General features: G+C 63.9%; 22 protein-coding genes. 11 read left to right on the top strand and 11 right to left on the bottom strand.

Annotation, left to right across the window (positions count from 1 at the left end; genetic code table 11):
- Positions 1-34 precede the first annotated feature (34 nt).
- Positions 35-2,023 (bottom strand): threonine--tRNA ligase, encoded by a 1,989-nt coding sequence (thrS, locus tag RUH75_RS17260; protein WP_313808346.1) that lies wholly within the window; start codon positions 2,021-2,023, stop codon positions 35-37.
- 217 nt (positions 2,024-2,240) lie between these two features.
- On the opposite strand from thrS, the gene RUH75_RS17255 reads away from it, so the two are divergent.
- A complete protein-coding gene (locus tag RUH75_RS17255) occupies positions 2,241-3,317 on the top strand; it encodes a YjgN family protein (RefSeq protein ID WP_313808318.1) in 1,077 nt (358 codons plus the stop codon).
- 5 nt (positions 3,318-3,322) lie between these two features.
- Positions 3,323-4,399 (top strand): M48 family metallopeptidase, encoded by a 1,077-nt coding sequence (locus RUH75_RS17250; protein WP_313808316.1) that lies wholly within the window; start codon positions 3,323-3,325, stop codon positions 4,397-4,399.
- Here RUH75_RS17250 and RUH75_RS17245 read toward each other — a convergent pair whose 3' ends face one another.
- The 7 genes from RUH75_RS17245 to RUH75_RS17215 form a co-directional block, all read right to left on the bottom strand.
- A complete protein-coding gene (locus RUH75_RS17245; protein WP_313808314.1) occupies positions 4,400-4,765 on the bottom strand; it encodes a DsrE family protein in 366 nt (121 codons plus the stop codon).
- Positions 4,753-5,520, bottom strand: a complete 768-nt coding sequence (locus RUH75_RS17240; protein WP_313808312.1) for a HesA/MoeB/ThiF family protein — start codon at positions 5,518-5,520, stop codon at positions 4,753-4,755. Before RUH75_RS17240 ends, RUH75_RS17245 begins: the two co-directional genes overlap by 13 nt.
- The gene (gene dut / locus RUH75_RS17235; protein WP_313808310.1) at positions 5,517-5,981 is read right to left on the bottom strand and encodes a dUTP diphosphatase; all 465 of its coding nucleotides are present in this window, start codon (positions 5,979-5,981) and stop codon (positions 5,517-5,519) included. The genes RUH75_RS17240 and dut overlap by 4 nt, the downstream gene beginning before the upstream one ends.
- Positions 5,956-7,200 carry a bifunctional phosphopantothenoylcysteine decarboxylase/phosphopantothenate--cysteine ligase CoaBC gene (gene coaBC, locus RUH75_RS17230; protein ID WP_313808307.1) on the bottom strand — a complete coding sequence of 415 codons (1,245 nt, stop codon included), beginning with the start codon at positions 7,198-7,200 and terminating at the stop codon, positions 5,956-5,958. Before coaBC ends, dut begins: the two co-directional genes overlap by 26 nt.
- Positions 7,201-7,300: 100 nt before the next feature.
- Positions 7,301-7,708, bottom strand: a complete 408-nt coding sequence (locus RUH75_RS17225) for a GlcG/HbpS family heme-binding protein (protein WP_313808305.1) — start codon at positions 7,706-7,708, stop codon at positions 7,301-7,303.
- A 67-nt stretch (positions 7,709-7,775) separates the two neighbouring features.
- The gene (gene ubiB / locus RUH75_RS17220) at positions 7,776-9,317 is read right to left on the bottom strand and encodes a 2-polyprenylphenol 6-hydroxylase (RefSeq protein WP_313808303.1); all 1,542 of its coding nucleotides are present in this window, start codon (positions 9,315-9,317) and stop codon (positions 7,776-7,778) included.
- Positions 9,318-9,398: 81 nt separating this feature from the next.
- A complete protein-coding gene (locus RUH75_RS17215; protein WP_313808301.1) occupies positions 9,399-10,130 on the bottom strand; it encodes a class I SAM-dependent methyltransferase in 732 nt (243 codons plus the stop codon).
- A gap of 200 nt (positions 10,131-10,330) precedes the next feature.
- On the opposite strand from RUH75_RS17215, the gene mutM reads away from it, so the two are divergent.
- The 4 genes from mutM (at position 10,331) to RUH75_RS17195 (ending at position 14,016) form a co-directional block, all read left to right on the top strand.
- Positions 10,331-11,143: a bifunctional DNA-formamidopyrimidine glycosylase/DNA-(apurinic or apyrimidinic site) lyase gene (gene mutM / locus RUH75_RS17210; RefSeq protein WP_313808344.1), complete on the top strand. Its 813-nt coding sequence runs from the start codon at positions 10,331-10,333 to the stop codon at positions 11,141-11,143.
- 118 nt (positions 11,144-11,261) lie between these two features.
- Positions 11,262-11,525, top strand: a complete 264-nt coding sequence (gene rpsT / locus RUH75_RS17205) for a 30S ribosomal protein S20 (RefSeq protein WP_192667763.1) — start codon at positions 11,262-11,264, stop codon at positions 11,523-11,525.
- Positions 11,526-11,965: 440 nt separating this feature from the next.
- Positions 11,966-13,381: a chromosomal replication initiator protein DnaA gene (gene dnaA / locus RUH75_RS17200; protein WP_313808297.1), complete on the top strand. Its 1,416-nt coding sequence runs from the start codon at positions 11,966-11,968 to the stop codon at positions 13,379-13,381.
- Positions 13,382-13,413: 32 nt separating this feature from the next.
- Entirely contained in the window at positions 13,414-14,016 is a 603-nt protein-coding gene (locus tag RUH75_RS17195; protein WP_313808295.1) for a peptidylprolyl isomerase, read from the top strand.
- Between the two features lie 58 nt (positions 14,017-14,074).
- Here the strand turns inward: RUH75_RS17195 and RUH75_RS17190 are convergent, their stop codons facing one another.
- The 3 genes from RUH75_RS17190 to RUH75_RS17180 all read right to left on the bottom strand — a co-directional run bounded on the left by RUH75_RS17190 (position 14,075) and on the right by RUH75_RS17180 (position 17,286).
- On the bottom strand, positions 14,075-14,794 hold the full coding sequence (locus RUH75_RS17190) for a dienelactone hydrolase family protein (RefSeq protein ID WP_313808293.1): 720 nt from the start codon (positions 14,792-14,794) through the stop codon (positions 14,075-14,077).
- 91 nt (positions 14,795-14,885) lie between these two features.
- On the bottom strand, positions 14,886-15,902 hold the full coding sequence (locus tag RUH75_RS17185) for a 50S ribosomal protein L11 methyltransferase (RefSeq protein ID WP_313808291.1): 1,017 nt from the start codon (positions 15,900-15,902) through the stop codon (positions 14,886-14,888).
- A 52-nt stretch (positions 15,903-15,954) separates the two neighbouring features.
- The gene (locus tag RUH75_RS17180; RefSeq protein ID WP_313808289.1) at positions 15,955-17,286 is read right to left on the bottom strand and encodes a methyl-accepting chemotaxis protein; all 1,332 of its coding nucleotides are present in this window, start codon (positions 17,284-17,286) and stop codon (positions 15,955-15,957) included.
- 266 nt (positions 17,287-17,552) lie between these two features.
- Between RUH75_RS17180 and sdhC the strand changes: the two genes are divergently transcribed.
- From sdhC to RUH75_RS17155, 5 genes are all read left to right on the top strand, one after another.
- A complete protein-coding gene (gene sdhC, locus RUH75_RS17175; RefSeq protein ID WP_409592389.1) occupies positions 17,553-17,885 on the top strand; it encodes a succinate dehydrogenase, cytochrome b556 subunit in 333 nt (110 codons plus the stop codon).
- Positions 17,885-18,274, top strand: a complete 390-nt coding sequence (sdhD, locus tag RUH75_RS17170; RefSeq protein ID WP_313808285.1) for a succinate dehydrogenase, hydrophobic membrane anchor protein — start codon at positions 17,885-17,887, stop codon at positions 18,272-18,274. The genes sdhC and sdhD overlap by 1 nt, the downstream gene beginning before the upstream one ends.
- Positions 18,274-20,088: a succinate dehydrogenase flavoprotein subunit gene (gene sdhA, locus RUH75_RS17165; protein ID WP_313808283.1), complete on the top strand. Its 1,815-nt coding sequence runs from the start codon at positions 18,274-18,276 to the stop codon at positions 20,086-20,088. The genes sdhD and sdhA overlap by 1 nt, the downstream gene beginning before the upstream one ends.
- Positions 20,089-20,404: 316 nt before the next feature.
- Positions 20,405-20,836: a hypothetical protein gene (locus RUH75_RS17160; RefSeq protein WP_313808281.1), complete on the top strand. Its 432-nt coding sequence runs from the start codon at positions 20,405-20,407 to the stop codon at positions 20,834-20,836.
- 296 nt (positions 20,837-21,132) lie between these two features.
- The gene (locus RUH75_RS17155) at positions 21,133-21,417 is read left to right on the top strand and encodes a hypothetical protein (protein WP_313808279.1); all 285 of its coding nucleotides are present in this window, start codon (positions 21,133-21,135) and stop codon (positions 21,415-21,417) included.
- Positions 21,418-21,500: the final 83 nt, after the last annotated feature.

Genomic DNA, 21,500 nt, shown 5'->3' with positions numbered 1-21,500 from the left:
TGCGGAATCGCCAACCCCATGTGGCATTGCTGCCTCACTGCATATCGGGTGCAAGGGCCTCTTTTGCAAGACGGGCGATGACATCCTCGACCGAAAGGACACGCTGCCCTTCCTTGCCCAGTTCGCGCAGCGCCACCGTGCCTTCGTCAGCCTCACGGCGTCCCACGACCAGCAAATTCGGCACTTTCGCAAGGCTATGCTCACGCACCTTGTAATTGATCTTCTCGTTGCGCACGTCGGTTTCCGCCCGGATTCCGGCGGCCCGTAACTTCTCGACAAGCTGTTGCGCATAACCGTCCGCGTCGGACACGATGGTCGCCACCACTGCCTGCACCGGCGCGAGCCAGAGCGGGAATTTGCCCGCATAATGCTCGATCAGGATACCGATAAAGCGCTCATAGCTGCCGAAAATCGCGCGATGAAGCATCACCGGCCGATGCCGTTCGCCATCCTCGGCGACGTAAGAGGCGTCGAGTCGCTCCGGCAGCACGCGGTCGGACTGGATCGTGCCCACCTGCCATGTCCGCCCGATCGCGTCGGTCAGATGCCATTCCAGCTTGGGCGCATAGAAGGCGCCTTCGCCCGGCAGTTCCTCCCAGCCATATTCCGGCGTGTTCAGCCCCGCCGCCGCGACCGCATGGCGCAGCTCCTCCTCGGCCTTGTCCCACATCTCTTCCGTGCCGAAGCGCTTGTCGGGGCGCAGCGCCAGCTTGATCGAATAGGTGAAGCCGAAATCCTTGTAGATCCGGTCGGCCAGCGCGCAAAAAGCCCGCACTTCCTCGACGATCTGATCCTCGCGGCAGAAGATATGCGCGTCGTCCTGCGTGAACTGACGCACCCGCATCAGCCCGTGCAACGCCCCATGCGGCTCGTTGCGATGGCAGCAGCCATTCTCATAGAAGCGCAGCGGCAGGTCGCGATAACTCTTGATCCCCTGACGGAAGATCAGGACATGCGCCGGGCAGTTCATGGGTTTCAGCGCCATCCAGTCGGCATCGTCCGACACCAGCGGGCCTTCGTCGGCGGCGTTCGGGACCTCGTCGGGGATGACGAACATATTCTCGCGATATTTGCCCCAGTGGCCGGACTGCTCCCACTGGCGCGCGTCCATCACCTGCGGCGTCTTGACCTCGCGATAGCCGGCAGCGTCGATAGCGCGCCGCATATAGGCCTCCAGCGCGCGCCAGATGATATAGCCCTTGGGGTGCCAGAAGACCGACCCATGCGCCTCCTGCTGGAGGTGGAACAGGTCCATTTCCGCGCCCAGCTTGCGATGGTCGCGCTTGCCCGCCTCTTCGAGCCGCGTCAGATGCGCGTCGAGCTGCTTCCTGTTGAGCCAGCCGGTGCCGTAGATGCGCGAGAGCATCGCATTCTTCTGGTCGCCACGCCAATAAGCGCCCGACACGCGGGTCAACTTGAACGCGGCGGGATCGAGCTTGCCGGTCGAGGCCAGATGCGGCCCCCGGCACATGTCGAACCATTCACCACCCGACCAGTAAACCGTCAGTTCCTCGCCCTTGGGCAATTCGGCGGCCCATTCGGCTTTGTAATGCTCGCCCAGATGCATCCAGTTCTTTATCAACTGTCCCCGTTCGACCACCATGCGACGCAAGGGTTTGTCGGCGGCGATGATCTCGCGCATCTTTGCCTCGATCACGGGCAGGTCATCCTCCGTGAAGGGGCCATGCATGCGCGAAGGCACAAAGTCATAATAAAAGCCATCGTCCGTCGACGGCCCGAAAGTGATCTGCGTGCCGGGAAACAGCGCCTGAACCGCCTCCGCCAGCACATGCGCGAAGTCATGCCGCGCCAGTTCCAGCGCGTCGGCCTCATCCTTGCCCGTCACCAGCGCCAGCTGCGCATCAGCCTCCAGCGGCCGCATGATATCGCGCAGCTCGCCATCGACCCGCGCGGCGATGGCCGCCTTGGCCAGACCCGGCCCGATCGCCGCCGCAATGTCCGCCGGGGTAGTGCCGGGCGTGACTTCACGCACGGAACCATCGGGCAGGGTGATCTTGAGCATGGCGGACACGGACATGTCTTTCTGTTGAGATGGCGGATTGATTGGGCGCAAAAGCTGCGCCTTCCCCATAAATGGGCCGCCCGTCCTGTCAATAGAAGCCCGATGCCGCGGCCCCTTATGTGACGGTGGATGATAGCAGCCGGAGCGGTCGCGATTCCCCTTGACCGAAAGTCGGCGCCATAGTCTTCTTCGCGCCGGGGACTGACAGGGGGTTTTCATGGATCAGGAACGCATTGGCGGCGACGGCTTCGCCTTTGAGGGCAATTGGCGCGATTATGCGCCGATCGCCTTCACCAACCTGCTGCTGACGATCGTCACGCTGGGCATTTACCGCTTCTGGGCGACGACGCGGACGCGGCGCTATCTCTGGGCGAACACGCGCTTCATCGATGACCGGCTGGAATGGACCGGCACGGGCAAGGAACTGTTCCTGGGCTTCCTGATGGTCGTGGTCCTGATCGGCATTCCGTTCCTCTTCCTGCAATTCGGCGCGCAGGCGCTGGTGCTTCAGGGGCATGCGGGCATTGCTGGCGTCCTGACGCTCGCAGCCTTCGTGACGATCTTCTACATGGTCGGCCTCGCCCGTTTTCGCGCGCTGCGCTATCGGCTGAGCCGCACCTGGTGGCACGGCATTCGCGGCGGCAGCGACGATCAGGGCTTCGGCTACGGCATTTCCTATATGTGGAAGAGCGCCGTCGGCAGCCTTGCCCTCGGCCTGATGATCCCCTGGTCGATGATGTCGCTGTGGAACGAACGCTGGAACAAGATGAGCTTCGGCCCGCATATGTTCGAGGCGGCGGGCGATCATGGTCCGACCTTCAAGCGTTTCCTGCTGTTTTATCTGCTGCCGATCTTGGTGTTCGTCGGCGGAGGCATCATGGTGGCCACGGTGGGTTTTCCGGCGGCAGGGAGTGCCGGACCGCAGATGGCTGGCATGATTCTGGCCATCATCGCATCCGTGCTGATATTCTATCTTGGCCTGGGCCTGATCGCCCTCGCCTTCTACGCCAAATTCTTCCGGGAAGCGGTGGGGGGACTGTCGCTCACCGGCCTCAACTTCCATTTTCATGCCCGCACCAAGGACTGGTTCCTGCTGTTCCTGGGCGACATTGCGCTGGTGCTCTGCACGCTGGGGATCGGGGCGATCTTCCTGCAATATCGCCACTGGAAATTCTTCGTGACCCATATGGGCGCGACGGGCGAAATCTACACCGACGAACTCACCCAGTCGCAGACCAAGACCAGCCGCCATGGCGAAGGCCTGCTCGACGCGCTCGACGTGGGCGCATTCTGACCGGCATGTCGGATTTCCGGCTCTGGCATTATGACGGCGTGACGGCGGTCCGGCGGAGCGTGCTGCTCCGCCCGGCCGGCGCCGGTTTTGTGCTGGAAGAGCCCGAAAGCGGCTGGAGCGGCGCGTCCACCGACTGGTCCGACCTCACCGTCATCGGCGCGGAAGGCGACCGCTCCGCCTATGGCCACCGCGCCATTCCCGGCTGGCGCATGGGCTTTTCCGGCGAAGCGCCCGACGATATCGCCGCGCATCTGCCCAAGGGGGAACGCTATGGCCGCTGGATCGACCGCTTCGGCTTCTGGCCGGCGGCAGGGGCATTCACGCTGGTCGCCGCGCTCATCATCTGGGGGGCGCTGGAAGCCCCCGGCGTTATCGCTCCGCTGATCCCGCAAAGCTGGGAAAACAGCATGGGCGATGCGATGGTCGGCGACTTTGGCGGCCGCTTCTGCCACACACCCGCAGGCGACGCCGCGCTTCAGTCGCTGGTCAGGCAGATCGACCCCCATCACGAAGCCCGCGAAGTCGCGCTCGCCAACATCCCCATGGTGAACGCGGTGACTCTGCCGGGCGGCCGGATCATCCTGTTCGACGGACTGGTCCAGCAGGCGAAGTCGCCCGATGAGGTGGCGGGCGTTCTGGGTCATGAGCTGGGTCATGTCCGCCATCGCGATACGATGACCGGCCTCGTCCGCCAGCTTGGCCTCAGCGTCGTTCTCGGCGGCGTCGGCGGCAATAGCGGCGCCTATCTCAACGGCGTGCTGGCGCTCAGCTATGGCCGGGATGCCGAAAGCGCGGCAGACGGTGTCGCCATCGACCAGATGCGCGAGGCAAGGATTTCCCCCACCGCCACCGCCGCCTTCTTCGAACGCCTCGGTGGCAAGGAAGGGGAGGGGACGCAGGCGCGGGCGATGACCTGGCTTTCCTCCCATCCCCTCTCCGCCGAACGCCGCCGCCGTTTCGCCGCCGCCGTCAGGCCGGGCGCGACCTATCGCCCCGCGCTGGACCGGGCGCAATGGCAAGCGCTGCGCACGGCATGCGCGACTGATCCGAAAGTCGCCAAATTCTGGAGCCAGCCCTTCTGATCACGCAAAAAGCAATCGGGCGTCATCGTCCGTCTGCTGGAGAAAGCCGATCGGCCCCCCGACCTCCACCCCTGCCGGCAAATCCTCCGCCGACATCCCGCACAAGGCCAAACCGCTTTGACAGGCAAGGATGGCAACGCCCGATCCCAGGGCTTCATCGATCACCATGGCCAGCGAAGGAAGCCCCGCCGCCTGATGCGCGCCATCCCGCGGCGCTTCGATCGGGGGCCGCAGCAATCCCACCGCATCCAGTTGCAGGAAAACCGTCGCCTGGCCGCCCAGCGCCACCTGCGCCGCCGCCATCACCAGCACCCCGCGCAGCCGCTCCGCCTCCGCCGTCGCGACGAGAATCCTCAATTCGCGCATAGTTCCGCGGCGCAAGCCGGGCAGGCCGGGTCCTTGGGCACGGCCACGGTCCGGAACCGCATCGACAGCAGGTCGGCCAGCAACAGCCGCCCTGCCATATCCTCGCCAAAGGGCACCAGCGCGCGGATCACCTCCAACGCAGCCAGACTGCCCATCACGCCCGTCAACGCCCCGATCACGCCCGTCTCCGCGCAATTCCGCTCCGGCGCATCCTCGGGCGATCCAACCAGGCAGCGATAGCAGGGCTTGTCCGCTTCCCACCCGCGATAGGTGGCCAGCTGCCCCTCGAACGGCCCGACTGCCGCCGACACCAAGGGAATCCGCAGCTTCCGCGCGCAATCCGCCACCGCCAGCCGCGTCGCGAAACTGTCGCAGCCGTCCAGCACCACATCGGCCTCGCGCAGCATCAGCGCGGCATTGTCCCCATCGATCCGCGCATTGATGGGGATCAGCTTCACTTGCGGATTGAGCCGCGCCACCGCCGCCATCGCCGCTTCGGCCTTGGGCGCGTCGATATCCTCCGTCCCGAACAGCACCTGCCGCTGCAAATTGGACAGCGCCACCGCGTCATCATCGATCACCCGGATCGTGCCCACGCCCGCCGCCGCCAGATAGAGGATCGCCGGACTGCCGATCCCGCCCGCGCCGATCACTGCCACATCCGCCGACAGCAGCCGGGCCTGACCCGCGCCGCCGATTTCCTTCAACACGATATGGCGGGCATAGCGCTCCAGCTGCTCGTCGGACAAGGTCATGAGGACGTCACTCCAGTCGACCCGAAACCACCGGAACCCCTGACCGTCTCGTCCAGTTCCACGACTTCCGCGAAAGTCGCGACCTGCACCGGCGCCGCCACCAGTTGCGCGATCCGGTCGCCCCGCGCAATCACGAAAGGCTCCGCGCCCAAGTTTATCAGGATGACCTTCAATTCGCCCCGATAATCGGCATCGATCGTCCCCGGCGTATTGGGCAGGCTGATCCCATGCTTGAGCGCGAGGCCCGAGCGCGGCCGCACCTGCACCTCATAGCCGTCCGGGATCGCCATGGCAAAGCCGGTTCCCACCGCATGCCGTCCACCGGGCACCAGGATGACATCCTCCGCCGACACGACGTCCATCCCCGCCGCATGCGCCGTGGCATAGGCCGGCACCGGCAACCCCTCGCCATGGGGCAGGCGCTTCAGGCGGATTTCAATCGGCGGAAGAGGAGAGGGCATCGGCGACCTTTTCTATCAAACGGGTGGCAACGGCGTCCTTGGGCAGATTTTCCCAACTCTCGACGCCGTCCTTGGAAACGATATGCACGCTGTTGCTGTCGCCGCCCATCACGTCCCCGGAGACGTCATTGGCGACGATCCAGTCGGCGCCCTTGCGCGCCAGCTTTGCCTCGGCATGTTCAGCGATTTTTTGCGTCTCGGCGGCAAAGCCCACCAGCAGGGCAGGGCGCTTTGCATGCGCCCCCAATGTTTTGAGAATGTCCGGATTTTCGACCAGCGACAGCGGCGCGGGCTTGCCTGACCCATCCTTTTTGAGCTTCTGGTCGGCGGCATCCGCCGTGCGCCAGTCCGCGACCGCCGCCACCATGATCGCCGCATCGACGGGCAGCGCGCCCTCCACCGCCGCCAACATCTCCCGCGCTGTCTCCACGTCCACGCGATCCACCCCGGCCGGCGTCGGCAGATGCACCGGCCCCGCCACCAGCGTCACCCGTGCCCCGGCCCGCGCCGCCGCCGCCGCGATGGCAAATCCCTGCTTCCCCGACGAGCGATTGGCGATATAGCGCACCGGATCGATCGGCTCATGCGTCGGCCCTGCCGTCACCAGCACATGCCGCCCGGCAAGCGGCGCGTTCGCCGTTTCGAAATCCGGCTGCCCCGCCAGCGGATCGCCAGGCGAGGGCAAAGCCAGCAGCCGCGCCGCCTCCGCCGCGATCGCCTCCGGCTCCGGCAAGCGCCCCTTGCCGAACTCCCCGCAGGCCATTTCGCCGCTGTCCGGCTCCATGACATGCACGCCATCGGCCTTGAGCTGCGCGATATTCCGCTGCGTCGCCACATGATGCCACATCCGCACATTCATCGCGGGCACGGCCAGCACCGGCTTGTCGGTCGCCAGCAGCAGCGTGGTCGCCAGATCGTCGGCAATGCCGCTCGCCATCTTGGCGAGAATATTCGCGGTCGCCGGCGCCACCACCACCAGATCGGCCTGACGGCTCAGCTGGATATGCCCGATCTCGCGCTCTTCCTTCAGGTCGAACATGTCGCCATAGACATGATCCTCGGTCAGCACGCCCAGCGACAGCGGCGTCACGAACTTCGCCGCGCTCTCCGTCAGCACCGCCCGCACGGCGATGCCCCGCTTGCGCAGCAACCGCACCAGCTCCAGCGACTTATAGGCCGCGATGCCGCCCGAAATGATGAGAAGGATGCGCTTGGTCATGACAGGCCCATCATTTGGTCAAGCGGGCCGCCCCTGTCCAGTCCAGAAGTCCAGTCCAGAAGTCCAGTCCGCATGGCCGCCGCTTGCTCCCCCGATCATGTCACGACAAAATGGCCGCAATGCCTGCCCGCGCGATTTGCGCATCCTGTGCCGACTTGACGCCGGACACGCCCACGGCGCCCACGAAATCCCCGTCCACCACGATCGGCACGCCACCCTCCAGCATCGCCTCCAGCGCTGGCGCGGACAGCATGGAGATCCGGCCGCCCAGCACCAGGTCCTCATAGACTTTCGATTCCCTGCGCCCCAGGATCGACGTCACCGCCTTGGCAGGCGCCATCTGCGCAGTGCTGGCCGACGCGCCATCCAGCCGCAGCAGCCCCAGCAAATGCGCGCCATCATCCACGACAGCGATGGTCACGGCCCAGCCATTGGCCAGCGCCTCTGCCTCCGCGGCCGCCAATATGGCCTTGACGTCACTGGCTTCCAGGCTTTGCTTGGTCTTCATTATCGTGGTTCCGTTCATCAGATGGAAAATCACTATCGATGGCGAGGAGGGGGCTGGAGGGGCCGCGCTACAAAAAGGTGGTCACCGCCGCCATCGCCCCAGCGCCGACAACCCCGGCCAGCAATGCCACCACCATGTAACGCCATCCCGCGCCAATCCGGATCAGCTTCACCTCGGTCAAGGGCGGCGGCGGCGGCGCGCCCCCTTTTTCCGGAAACGCCTCCTCGATCCGCTTCACCAGTCCCGGCAGGCGTTGCAGGGTCCGCCAGTTCTCGATCAGCGCATCCGCCGCCTTCGCTTCCGGCCCCAGTTCGGCGCGCAGCCATTCCTTCACATAAGGCCCGCTCGTCTCCCACAGATTGATGTCGGGATCGAGCGCGGTCGCCACGCCCTCCACCATCACCATGGTCTTCTGAAGCAGCAGCAGGTGCGGCTGGGTCTGCATGTCGAAATCGCGGGTGATCGCGAACAGTCCGTCCAGCATCCCGCCGACCGACAGTTCCCGCACCGGCTTGCCCCGCATCGGCTCGCCCACGGCCCTCAGCGCCGTCGCGAACTCCTCGACATTATGATGGCCCGGCACATATTGCGCTTCGAAATGGATCTCCGCCACGCGCTTGTAATTGCCGGTGATCAGGCCATAGAGGATTTCCGCCAGCCACATCCGCGCCCGTCGGTCGATCCGCCCCATGATGCCGAAATCGATCGCGACGATATCGCCATTGTCGCGCACGAACAGATTGCCCTGATGCATGTCGGCATGGAAGAATCCTTCCGCGATCGCCTGCCGCAGGAAGGCGTTCACCAGCCGCGCCGCAATTTCCTTCACGTCATGGCCGGCCGCGATCAGCGCGTCGCGATCGGAAATCTTGATCCCGTCGATCCACTCCATCGTCATGACCTTGCCGGTCGTGCGGTCCCAGTCGATGTCGGGCACGCAATAGCCCGGCATCGCCTCCATCGCCTCGCCCAGTTCTGAAGCGGAGGCCGCCTCGCGACGCAGATCGAGTTCGTGCGCGGTCCAGCGCTTCATGTTCGCGATCACCAGCCGGGGCCGCAGCCGCGCCACTTCGCCGCCCAGCATCTCGACATGGGCGGCAGCCCATTCATAGGTCTGGATATCGCGGTTGAATTGGTCGATGACGCCGGGGCGGATCACCTTCACCGCCACCTCGCGCCCGTCGGTGGTCACAGCGCGATGCACCTGCGCGATGGATGCGGCGCCCACCGGCTCCTCGTCGAACCGGCTGTAGATCGCATCCAAAGGACGCCCGAAACTCTGCTCGATCTGTGCCCGGACGATCGGGAAAGGCACTGGAGGCAGGGCATCTTGCAAGCGCAGCAGATCGTTCGCTGCATCCTCCCCCACCAGATCGGGCCGCGTCGCGAGCGTCTGCCCCAGCTTGATCGCCGCCGGACCGATGGACTGAAAGGCATCGGCATAACGTGGCTGCCGGGGCACCCGCGCCCCGAACCGCGCCACCCGCACCAGCCGCCGCACCGGCGTCGGCGTCAGCGGATCACGCTCGATCCCCCTCAGCGCGCCATGACGCGCCAGGGTCCGGCCCCATTTCAGCAGCCGCCAGATATGTGTGATGTGGGAGGGCACTCTACTTACCCCCCTCCCTTTGGGGAGGAGTCGGGGGAGGGGGCGGCCCCAGGCGCCCCACGCCCATGAACGGGCACCCCATTAAATCTTCCACCCGGAATGAATCGCGACCAGCCCACCCAGAATCGGCTCGACCTTCGTCTGGACGAACCCCGCTTCCCGGATCATCCGCTCGAATTCCGGCATCGGCGGAAAGCGCCGGATCGATTCGATCAGGTAACGATAGCTGTCCTCGTCACCGGCCAGCAGCTTCCCCAGCTTGGGCACCAGCCGATGCGAATAGACATCGTAGACATCCGAAAAGCCCGGCCATGTCGTGGTCGAAAATTCCAGGCAGAAGAACCGCCCGCCGAACTTCAGCACCCGATGCGCCTCGCGCAGTGCCTTGTCGATGCGCGTCACGTTGCGAATGCCGAAGGCGATCGTATAGGCATCGAACGCGCGCTCGCCAAAGCTCAGCTCCTCCGCATTCTGCTCCGACCATATGAGGCCCTCCAGCCCCTTTTTCTTCGCCCGTTCAATGCCCACGGCCAGCATTTCGGGATTGATGTCCGACACGGTGATCCGGGCGCCATGCCGGTGCATGCGGAAGGCGATGTCTCCGGTGCCGCCTGCCATGTCGAGAATGGCCTCGTCCCGGCGCGGCTTCACGCGGTTCACGAACTGGTCCTTCCACAATCGATGCGCGCCCACCGACATGGCGTCGTTCATCAGGTCGTATCTGGACGCGACATTGGAGAAGACGGCCCGGACCATCCCCTGCTTTTCGGCGGCTTCGACATCGCGATAGCCAAAGGAAGCGGTTTCACTCATGCGGGCACGCTCTAGAGCATTTTTCCGGACAGGGGAAACACCCCAGATCAGCTAAAATGTCCGGCGACCGCGCCGTCCAGATTTCGCTGTCCTACATCGCTGCCCAGGCGCTACAGCAGCGTTGGAAGGCAAAACAGGAACTGGCGCTTTCCCGCGCTTCTGTCGTGTCACCCATGTCACCCAAATCCACCCAGGTCCCGATGCCAGAGCTTCCCGAAGTCGAAACCACCGTCGCCGGCCTGCGCCCGGTCCTCGAAGGCGCCGTCCTCGCCCGCGTCGAGCCGCGCCGCGCCGACCTGCGCTTTCCCATTCCCGTCGACCTGCGCCAACGCCTGACCGGCGCCACCGTCACCGCGCTGTCCCGCCGCGCCAAATATGGCCTGATCGGCACCGACCGGGGCGACACGCTGATCTTCCACCTCGGCATGTCGGGCCGCTGGCGAATCGACCCGACGGAAATCGGCGCGCACGACCATCTCCTGATCGAAACCGGGGCGGGGCGGCTGCTTGCCCTGAACGACCCCCGCCGCTTCGGCTCGCTGGACCTGGTCCGCAGCGAAGCCTGGGAAAGCTACAACCCGTTCACCCGCATGGGCCCCGAGCCACTTGGCCCGGACTTCACCGCCGCCGCGCTGGCGGCCGCGCTCAGGGGCAAGACGACCTCGATCAAGGCGGCACTGCTCGACCAGCGCATCGTCGCGGGTCTGGGCAATATCTATGTCTGCGAAGCGCTCAACATGGCCGGCATCGCGCCGACTCGCGAAGCGGGCAGGATCGGCCGCCCCCGGCTCACTTTGCTGGTCGAGGCGATTCGCGAAGTGTTGACCGCCGCCATCGTCGCCGGCGGCTCTACCCTGCGCGACTATGCCCGGCCCGATGGAGAACTGGGCTATTTCTCCAAACAATGGCGGGTCTATGGCCGCGAAGGGGAATCCTGTGTCTGCGGTACGCCGATCCGCCGTCGCGTGGACGGGGGCAGATCGACCTTTTTCTGCCCGAAATGCCAGAAATAGCGCGGTGCTCAGCGGTTGACGCCTCCTGCTATCCCCTGTATGGGGCGCACCTTCACAGGGCCAGTTGGCGATTCCGACAGGCTCCTTCACGAGATTTGACGAGAACCGAGGACAGTAAATGGCCAATACGCCGCAAGCCAAGAAGCGCATCCGTCGCAACGCCCGCCGCGCCGAAATCAACGGCGCCCGCATCAGCCGGATCCGCACCCTGGTGAAGAAGGTCGAAGCCGCTCTCGCCGCTGGCGACAAGGCCGTTGCGACCACGGCGCTTCAGGCGGTCCAGCCGGAACTCGCCCGCGGCGTCGCCCGCGGCGTCCTGCACAAGAACACTGCGGCCCGCAAGTTCGGCCGCCTGACGAAGCGCGTCAGCGCGCTCGGCTAAGCCCAAGCAGCCTTTCATCTCGTCAACGATTGTCCGCCCGCCCCGCCTATGCGGGGCGGGCTTTTCATGTTTCATTCACCAAAAGGTCATTTTGGACCAATCGCGGATTTCCGGCGATTCTGTCTCGATTCGAGCCGATGCGATCCAGATGCTCTAAATTAAATATCTGAAATTGAACGGTAATTTTCTAAACCGGCCTTTTCTGCGGGTTTGACGAGTCAACGGCTTTATTTCACATTTTTGACTGGTCGCGCCCTTGATCCGGCGAAGAATGCCTGTCTATTTTCAGTCTCTGGCCGCCATTCGAATCGAATTTCCGGCGGCCGTCAGAAGATTAGTTGATGCACGAAGCTTGGGAAGGCAGCGCTTTCCCGAAATGGCTTTCTGCGTCTCGAATTGCCTCCGCCTATGGAGGTGCAGTTGATGGGGGTCGACTGTTTATGAAGGATATTACGGCAGTGATTGGAAGTTTGAGCGGTCTGGACACGCAGCAAAATGCGCGCCTGGAGACTGCCTGGGCGACCATTCGCGCCGGCCTGCGCCGGGACATTGGCGCGCGCATGTTCGACCAATGGCTGAAGGCGGCGCAGCTCGGCGACTATTGCGCCGAATCGCAGACGCTCGACCTGTTGTTCGCCTCTGACTTCACGGCCAATTTCGTGTCCGGGCAGTTCGGCGACCGGCTGCGCATGGCGTGGCGCTGCGCGGGTGCGGGCGTGCGGGAGGTACGGCTGCGACGCGCGCCCAATGCGGTCGGCCCGCGCGTTCTGGAACTGCACCGGGCCGAAGCGACCGTCGTTTCGAATGATGCCGCCGTTGACGTCCAGGCGTCGGCATCGAATTTTCAGCCGCGTCATGGATTCGAAGAGTTCGTGACGGGAGAAACCAATCATCTCGCCTTTTCCGCCGCTCAGTCGATAGCGGGCGAAAGCCAGCCGCGTTTCAGCCCGCTCTTCATCCACGGCGGCACCGGTCAGGGCAAGACGCATCTGCTGCACGCCATTGCCCGGACTTTTTCGGGGCATTCCCCGTCCGCGCCTGTCCTCTACATGTCGGCCGAGCGGTTCATGATGGAATTCGTGAACGCTATGCGCGCTAACGAGACGATGATGTTCAAGGCACGGTTGCGCGCGGCGCGACTGCTGTTGATCGACGACATACAGTTCATCGCCGGCAAGGGATCGACGCAGGAAGAATTTCTGCACACGATCAACGACCTGATCGATTCGGGCGCGCGCATCGTCGTCACCGCCGATCGCGCGCCACAGATGCTGGACGCGATCGACGCGCGAATCCTGTCCCGTCTGGCAGGGGGGCTGGTCGCGGACATCCGCCCGGCTGGACTCGATCTGCGTCTCGCGATCCTGGAGGCCAAGCGCGCCATTGCCGGCGATCCGCCGGTGCCTGATGCGGTGGTCGATTTCCTGGCGCGCTCGATCCGCTCCAATGTGCGTGAGCTGGAAGGCGCGTTCAACAAGCTCATCGCCTATGGCCAGCTCACCGGCCGCTCGATCGATCTGGAATTCGCGCAGGGGATGCTGGCCGATGCCGTGCGCGCCAATGCGCGGCGCATCACTGTCGATGAAATCCAGAAGGCCTGCGCCGCGCATTACAAGATCGACGCGGCGGAAATGCGTTCCAAGCGACGCGCGCGCGCCGTCGCTCGCCCGCGGCAGGTGGCCATGTATCTTGCCAAGAAGATGACACCGCGTTCCCTGCCTGAAATCGGCCGGATTTTCGGCGGGCGGGATCACAGCACGGTCATCCATGCCGTTCGCACGATCGAGGAATTGCGGCAGAGCAACCCGGATATCGATGCCGACATTCGCGCGCTGCAACGTCTGCTTGAAGGCTGACACAGGGGCGGCTTTGGATTAGGCTTCGCGCCATGATCCGACAGCTCGCCCTTATCCTGGCCGCTTTTCTTTGCCTTGCCCCGGCCTCCGCACAGACGGTCGCTGCTCCGCCTGCCGATGTGCGGGTTGCGCTCGATACCGGCGCCGGGCGCATTCTCATCGCGGTGCATGTCGGCAAGGCTCCCGTCACGGCAGCCAATTTCCTGCGCTATGTCGATCAGAAGCGATTGGACGGCACGCAATTCTATCGCGGCGTCGGCACGGCTGATTACGGGTTCGTGCAGGGCGGCGCGCAGAATGATCCCAAGCGCATCCTGCCGCCGATCGCTCACGAGCCGACGACCCTGACGGGCCTCACCCATGACGATGGCGCTCTCTCCATGGCCCGCTATGCGCCGGGGAGCGCGACCGGTGATTTCTTCATCGTGCTGGGCAAGATGCCGGGCATGGACGCCCATCCCGAAGCGGCGGGGGACAATCAGGGTTTCGCTGTCTTCGCCCATGTGGTCGAAGGAATGGAGGTAGTGAAGGCGATCCTCGCCGCGCCTAAATCGCCCACGGCCGGGGAAGGCGTGATGAAGGGCCAGATGCTGGAGCAGCCGGTGAAAATCCTGACCGCTCGTCGGGTCCTCTGAAGGATCGGGGGAGAGGCTGTCATTCCCATCCCTCTTCCATTGATATGATGGATGAACTTTATCCGAAGATGTCCTTCAGAAAATCCGCCATGGAGCGGAAGCTGCGGCGATCGGCGTCGGCGTTATAGGCCAGGCCCTTTTCCGGCATGTTAGCATCATGATCCGTGAAGGCGTGGCTGGTATGGCCATAAGCGTGGATCTGCCAGTCGCAGCCGGCCCCGGTCAGTTCCTTTGCCAGCGCCACGGTTGTTTCCAGCGGGGCGTGGGGATCGTCCCAGCCGTGGCAGATCAACAGTTTCGCCGTGATCTTCGCATTGGGGAAGGGCGGGGCTTGATAGCTGCCGTGGAAGCTGACGCCGCCGGCTATGTCTGCGCCTGACCGGGCCAGGTCGAGCATGCATTTGCCGCCGAAGCAGAAGCCGATTGCGGCCGTGCGGTTTTTGTCCACCTCGTTGAGGGATTTCAGCAGGGCATGGGCGGCGCTGACCCGGTCCCGCAGCAGGGCACGGTCGTCGTTGAGCGGCGTCATGTAGCGGCCAGGGTCCGGATCGGCGCGGCTGGCGCGCTCGCCTTGGCCGAAGACATCCACGACGAGGACGGCGTAGCCCAGGGCCGCGACTTTTTCGGCATAGGCGAAATCGGCCTCCTTCGTGCCCAGCACATTGGGGAAGTGCAGGATGCCAGGACGCGGAGCCGTGGCCGCATCGTCGAATACGGCCATGCTCTCGAAGCTGCCGCCCGGGCCTTCATGGACGATGACGCGTCGGGTGATGGTCATGGGATGGCTCCTTGATTGAAGGTGGGTCCAAGGCGAAAATCAGGGTATCGCAAAGCATTGGTAAAGGGCTTTGCGGATCGCGTTCCAGACGTCATAGGCTCCCAAAACCGGGGGCTTCGCCGCGCGCTTTGCTGTCGATGCGGGTGGGGCGCTTCCAGCCGATTTGCGGGCGCTTGCGCAGGCGCAGGGTCGGCCAATCGCCCCGGTCCGCGCGCTCGGCAAGGCGCATGCCCTCGGCGCGATAGGCGGCAAGAACCGCATCGGCCTGTTCCCTGAGCAGTCCGGCAAGAATGATGGTGCCGCCGTCCTCCACCGCCGCGCAGAGCGAGGGGGCGAGTTCGATCAGCGGGCCCGCCAGGATGTTCGCGATCAGCAGGTCATAGGGCGCGCGGGTGGCGATGGCGGGGTGATCCACGCCTGCCGCCGCGCAGAGCGCGACCTGGCCCTGGCCTTTTCCGGTCGGAATGCCATTGGCGGCGGCATTTCCGGCGCTGATCCCGACCGCGACGGGATCGATGTCCGATGCCGTCGCATAAGCCCGGGGCCAGAGGTGCAGTGCCGCGAAGGCGAGCAGGCCCGTGCCGGTGCCGATATCCGCGACATTGCCGAATCGCATGCCGACCCGGCGCATGCGGTCCAGCATCAGCAGGCATCCCGCCGTGGTTTCATGCTGGCCGGTGCCGAAGGCGCGGCCGGCCTCGATCAGGAAATTGACATGGCCGGGCCGTTCCGGATCGCTGGCGAGGTTGCGGACGTGGAAGCGGCCGGCGGTGACGGGCTCCAGGCCCTGCTGGCTCAGCGTCACCCAATCCTCGTCGGGCAATTGTTCGACCTCGGCTTTCACGCCCGCCGCGCTGGGGACGAGGCTGCGCAGCAGCTTGATCGCGGTGGCGCTGGGCTGGCCTTCGAAATAGGCATCGAGGCGCCAGCTGTCTTCATTGTCCGGTTCCGCCTCGCTGGTCATCAGCACGGGCGGACGGTCCATCAGGGCGAAGGCGGCGATGTCCCCGTCCAGCGCCTCTGCTTCCGCGCGGGTACAGGGGAGGGTGACTTTCCAGCTTTGGGATTTGGGTTCGCTTGGCGCGGACAGGGGGGCGGCGTCAGTCATGGCGCAGCCTTTAGACCTTTGGCGATGAGAGGGGAAGCGGCGGTGGAGCCGGTCAGGCGACCTGCCTGCCGAAATCGGAGGATGCCGCCCGCAGGCCGGAGAGTTTGCCTTCCACGCTCATGAAGCCGCGTTCGAGCTGGTCGATTTCGGAGGCGACGACTTCGGTGTCCTGACGGATCGCGCTGATGGTCGAGGACATGGAGTCGGCCGCAAGCGCGGTTTCGTCTACCGCGGCCGTGATCATCGTCACGGTCTGCGCCTGCGCGTCCATGGCGTGACGGATGCGGTCGGCGCTGACCTGAACTTCGCCCACCGTATCGCGGATGCGTTCATTGGTTTCGACCGACTGGCGGGTCGATGTCTGGATGTCGGCGATCTTGCCGGCGATCTCGTCCGTGGCGCGGGCGGTCTGATTGGCGAGGCTTTTGACCTCCTGCGCGACCACCGCGAAGCCGCGGCCCGCATCTCCCGCACGGGCCGCCTCGATCGTGGCGTTGAGGGCGAGCAGGTTGGTCTGCCCGGCAATGTCGCGAATCAGGCCGAGAATCGATTCGATCGACTTGGCATGTTCGGAAAGGGTGGCCGACATGGCGACCGCATCGCCCGACTGGCGCGCGGCGCGCTGGGCGACGTCGGCGGCGCTTTCGACTTCGGTGCGGGCATCCTCGATCGCACGGATCAGGCCGGCGGAGGTGCGGGCGGCTTCCCGCATCGCCAGGGCGGATTGTTCGGCCGCCGCGGCGACTTCCGATGCCTTGCCCAGCATGCCGCGCGTTGCGGCGGAGGCATCCTTGGCCTGTTCGCGCAGCGATTCGCCCAGTTGCGAGGCGCCGTCGATCTCGCCCATGATCCGTTGCTCGAACAGGGTGCCGAAACGCTGGCGCTCGTTGCGCTGGGCTTCTGCCTCGTCGCCGGCGATGACATTGGCCATCAGTCCCGCGTCGATCATGCCGACATGCATCATGAGGTGGATCAGGCGGCGACGCGTCGCCTCATCCTCCGCCCGCTCCCAGATCAGGTCGATCAGCTTTCCGTTGGCGGCCGCCACCGGCATCAGCACCGCGCGCAGCGGCGCGCCCTGTTTGCGGGCGTGCCGGACGCAGGCCACCGAGGACAGCGCCCATTCGCCTGCTTCATAATAGCCGAGCTTCTGCCGCACATATTCATGCGCTTCGGTTTCGATCTTGGCGAGCGTGGCGGGGCTGAGCTTTGTCCTGAGTCCCGTCTGTTCGATATAGGCGTCATAGAAGGTGCGCGCCGCCACGGTCGCATTTTCGCCCACCAGATCGCGAATCTGGCGCAGGCTCTGCGCCAGCTCGCCATGCGGATCGACCTCTTTCATCATCACGAGGATGGTGCTTTTGGGCATGGCGGCGGAAGTCATGAGTGGCAGAACCCCAAATTCGTCTCGTTGGTCCTGCCGGGTGATAGCGCCATTTGGTTAATCACTTCTTAGTCGACATCTTGGTCGGCATCGGCCTGCCCCCCTTATCCGTCCGCCGTCGGATCAGGGCGGCTTGCCCTCTTGGCGGTTCGCTCCTAAGGGGACGGGACTCGAGGGACAAACATCAGGGACGTAGGGAAGATATGGCGCGAACCACGAGCCGGCCGCTCTCGCCGCATTTGACGATCTGGAAATGGGGGCCAGCAATGGCCGTTTCCATCATGCACCGCGTGACCGGCAACGGTCTGGCAACTGCGGGGGCATTGGGTCTGGTCTGGTGGCTGATGGCCGCCGCAAGCGGGCCGGAGGCCTATGCGACCTTCGTCAAATGCGCGACATCGCCTATCGGATATCTGGTGATGGCGGGCCTCAGCTGGTTCTTCTTCCAGCATCTTTTTTCTGGGCTCCGCCATTTCGTACTCGATATGGGCGCGGGTTATGAGCTGAAGAACAACAAGATGTGGTCGCTGCTGACCTTCGTCCTGTCGACGCTCGCCACGCTGGCCTTCTGGGCCGCCATCTGCACGGGGAAATTCTGATGGGTAACGGAACCGGAATCGGCCGCGTCCGTGGTCTGGGCTCGGCCCGTCATGGCGCGCATCACTGGCTGGCGCAGCGTTATACCGCCGTCGGCAACCTGCTCCTGGTGCTGTGGCTGCTGTTCAGCCTGATCGCCCTGCCGGGGCTCGATTATCAGAGCGTTCACAACTGGATCGCCCATCCGCTGGTCGCTGTGCCGCTGATGCTGATGATCGTCAGCATCTTCTGGCATCTGCGCCTGGGCATGCAGGTGATGCTGGAGGACTATGTCCATGACAAGGGGCTGGCCTTCCTCTCCATGCTGCTGCTGAACTTCTATGCCTTTGGCGGCGCGGCCGCGGGCGTCTTCGCGATCGCCAAGATCGCCTTCACGGGGATCGTCAAATAATGAGCGAAGCCTATAAGATCATCGACCACACCTACGACACGGTCGTCGTGGGTGCTGGCGGCTCGGGCCTGCGCGCCACCATGGGCAGTGCGGAAGCGGGCCTGAAGACCGCCTGCATCACCAAGCTGTTCCCGACGCGCTCGCACACCGTGGCGGCGCAGGGCGGCATCGCGGCGAGCCTTGGCAACAACTCGCCCGACCACTGGACCTGGCACATGTACGACACCGTCAAGGGGTCGGACTGGCTGGGCGATCAGGACGCGATCGAATATATGGTGCGCGAAGCGCCTGCGGCCGTGATCGAGCTGGAACATGCCGGCGTGCCGTTCAGCCGCAACGAGAATGGCACCATCTACCAGCGTCCCTTCGGCGGCCACATGCAGAATATGGGCGCCGGCCCGCCGGTGCAGCGCACCTGTGCCGCCGCCGACCGTACCGGCCATGCCATGCTGCACGCGCTCTATCAGCAGTCGCTGAAATATGACGCGGACTTCTACATCGAATATTTCGCCATCGACCTGATCATGGAAGACGGCCCCAACGGCAAGGAATGCCGGGGCGTCATCGCGATCTGCCTGGAGGATGGCTCGATCCATCGCTTCCGCAGCAAGGCGGTCGTGCTGGCGACCGGCGGTTATGGCCGTTCCTATTTCTCCGCCACTTCGGCGCATAGCTGCACCGGCGACGGCGGCGGCATGGTGCTGCGCGCGGGTCTGCCGCTTCAGGACCTGGAGTTCGTGCAATTCCACCCGACCGGCATTTACGGCGCGGGCGTGCTGATCACCGAAGGCGCGCGCGGCGAGGGTGGTTATCTGACCAACTCCGAGGGCGAGCGCTTCATGGAGCGTTACGCGCCTTCCGCGAAGGACTTGGCGTCGCGCGACGTCGTGTCGCGCTCGATGGCGATGGAAATGCGCGAAGGGCGCGGCGTGGGTCCGAACAAGGACCATATCTTCCTGCACCTCGATCATATCGATCCCAAGGTGCTGGCGGAGCGTCTGCCGGGCATCACCGAAAGCGGTAAGATTTTCGCGGGCGTAGATCTCACCCGCCAGCCGCTGCCCGTCACGCCGACCGTTCATTATAATATGGGCGGCATCCCCTGTAACTATCATGGGCAGGTGGTGACCAAGGTTGGCGATGATCCGGAAGTCGTGGTGCCGGGCCTCTATGCGGTCGGCGAAGCGGCATGCGTGTCGGTCCATGGCGCGAACCGCCTCGGTTCCAACTCGCTGATCGACCTTGTCGTGTTCGGCCGCGCGACCGGTCTGCACCTCAAGGAAACGATCAAGCCGAACGGTTCGCACCGTCCGCTGCCCGCCGATGCGGCCGATCTGGCGCTGTCGCGTCTCGACCATTATCGCAACGCCAAGGGCGGTTCGCCCACGGCGAAAATCCGTCTCGAAATGCAGCACACCATGCAGAAGCATGCCGCCGTGTTCCGCGACAGCGCGCTGCTGGCCGAGGGCGTCACCAAGATGGCGCAGGTCAACCAGAGCATGCAGGATGTCGGTGTGTCCGACCGTTCGCTGATCTGGAATACCGACCTGATCGAGACGCTGGAGTTGGACAATCTCATGTCCCAGGCGGTCTGCACCATGGTCAGCGCGGAAAACCGCAAGGAAAGCCGCGGCGCCCATGCGCATGAGGATTTCCCGAACCGCGACGACGCCGAATGGATGAAGCACACCATCAGCTGGTTCGAAGGCTGGGGCGGCAAGGGCGGCAAGGTCAGCCTCGATTACCGTCCGGTGCACGATTATACGCTCACGGATGAAGCGGAATATATCAAGCCCAAGGCGCGCGTTTACTGAGGCGCGTCGTCAGTCTGGATATAGAAGAGGGCGGGCCGCAAGGTTCCGCCCTTTTTCTTTGCGGGGACGAGAAATGGTCACGGTCATCTGTTGGATCAGGGTGACATAGGTGACACGATGGAATATGCGGAAAAGCGCAATTTCTTTGCGTATTTTCCTATTTCAAAGAGCCGTTTTGGCCATAGCGCGGTTTGGGGGCTGTAGGACAGGGGAAAGCTGTGGGTCGGGTTTCGACCATTTATTGCCGTCCATCGCCGTAAATGGGGCCTCGAAAGCGGGCATTGCTGGCGCACTCAACCGCTGCCATCATGCTTGTATGAGATGGTATATTTTTATTGCCGCAGCTTTGGGATTGGCGGGATGCAATGAGTATAGCCGAGAATCGAGAGTGATTTCTGCTATCGAACGTCAAATTCAGCTTCCTACCGATGCATATCCGCTCCGTGCTTATTCGCGGGTTTACGCTTATGCGCCGGACAATAAGGTTGTCGCGATTTACCTGTTGCCTTCCAAGCCCGATCAAAGGCTTTGCGAAGAGGAGAAAGAAATTGAAAGGAAGGAGAATGGCGAAGGCGCATCACAATTTTGCCTGCCGCCCAAAGGCTTGATTGCGGGCGAGCAACGCTGGATTAAGGACTACCAGATGTTACCCGGCGCGCACGATGGGGGATGCAAGTTCATAGATGTGCAATACGATTTAAATTCCAAGAATTTCCTACAAGTCGCTTGCCACGGCGAAGTTGGCTGACTGTTTTGTTTCATTTGTCTCTCGTAAGCTGCCAGTCCGCAAACCACCCCGGCCAGCCATAAGCGGTCCTGATTCGCGTAAGGGCCACGCCATTGGCGACGGTCCGGTTCGGAACGGGCAAGCTGTCGGACGGCATGCGACCTTTGCCGACCTCAGCAGTTGCCTGTTAAACGACCGACATAAGCGAACTGATCGGGCAGGAGGGGTGCATGTCAGAACAATGGTTCCAGTTTGTAGCGGGGCATACGCCCAGGTCGGTCCGTGTCATCTTTCGAGGCTTTTGGGATGGGACGGCCGTGCAATGCTATCTTGCGGCGCTGCGGCAACGCGCCGCCGCATCCGCAGGAGCGTCGCCAATCGACAGGGTTCTGCTGGACATGCAGGCGTGCACTGTTCAGTCCCAGATGGTGATAGACAGTTTTGCTGGGATCATTGGGAACTATGCCGCCCAGATCAGGGAATATGGCATCCTCTTGCCCGAATCCGTACTGCTCAAGCTGCAGATCAAAAGGCTGATGCTGGGGACATCGGCCCTGTTTTTCGAGAATGAAGCGGAAGCTCTGCGGTGGCTGGAGTCATGAAGGATGAAGGTTGGGCGAAAGCGACCGGAAATGGCCATTTGTGGACATTCCCACCCTCGTCACCCCGGACTTGATCCGGGGTC

This window comes from Sphingobium sp., assembly GCF_032153725.1.
Classification (GTDB): Bacteria; Pseudomonadota; Alphaproteobacteria; order Sphingomonadales; family Sphingomonadaceae; genus Sphingobium.
This window is presented reverse-complemented; position numbering and strand designations above follow the sequence as displayed.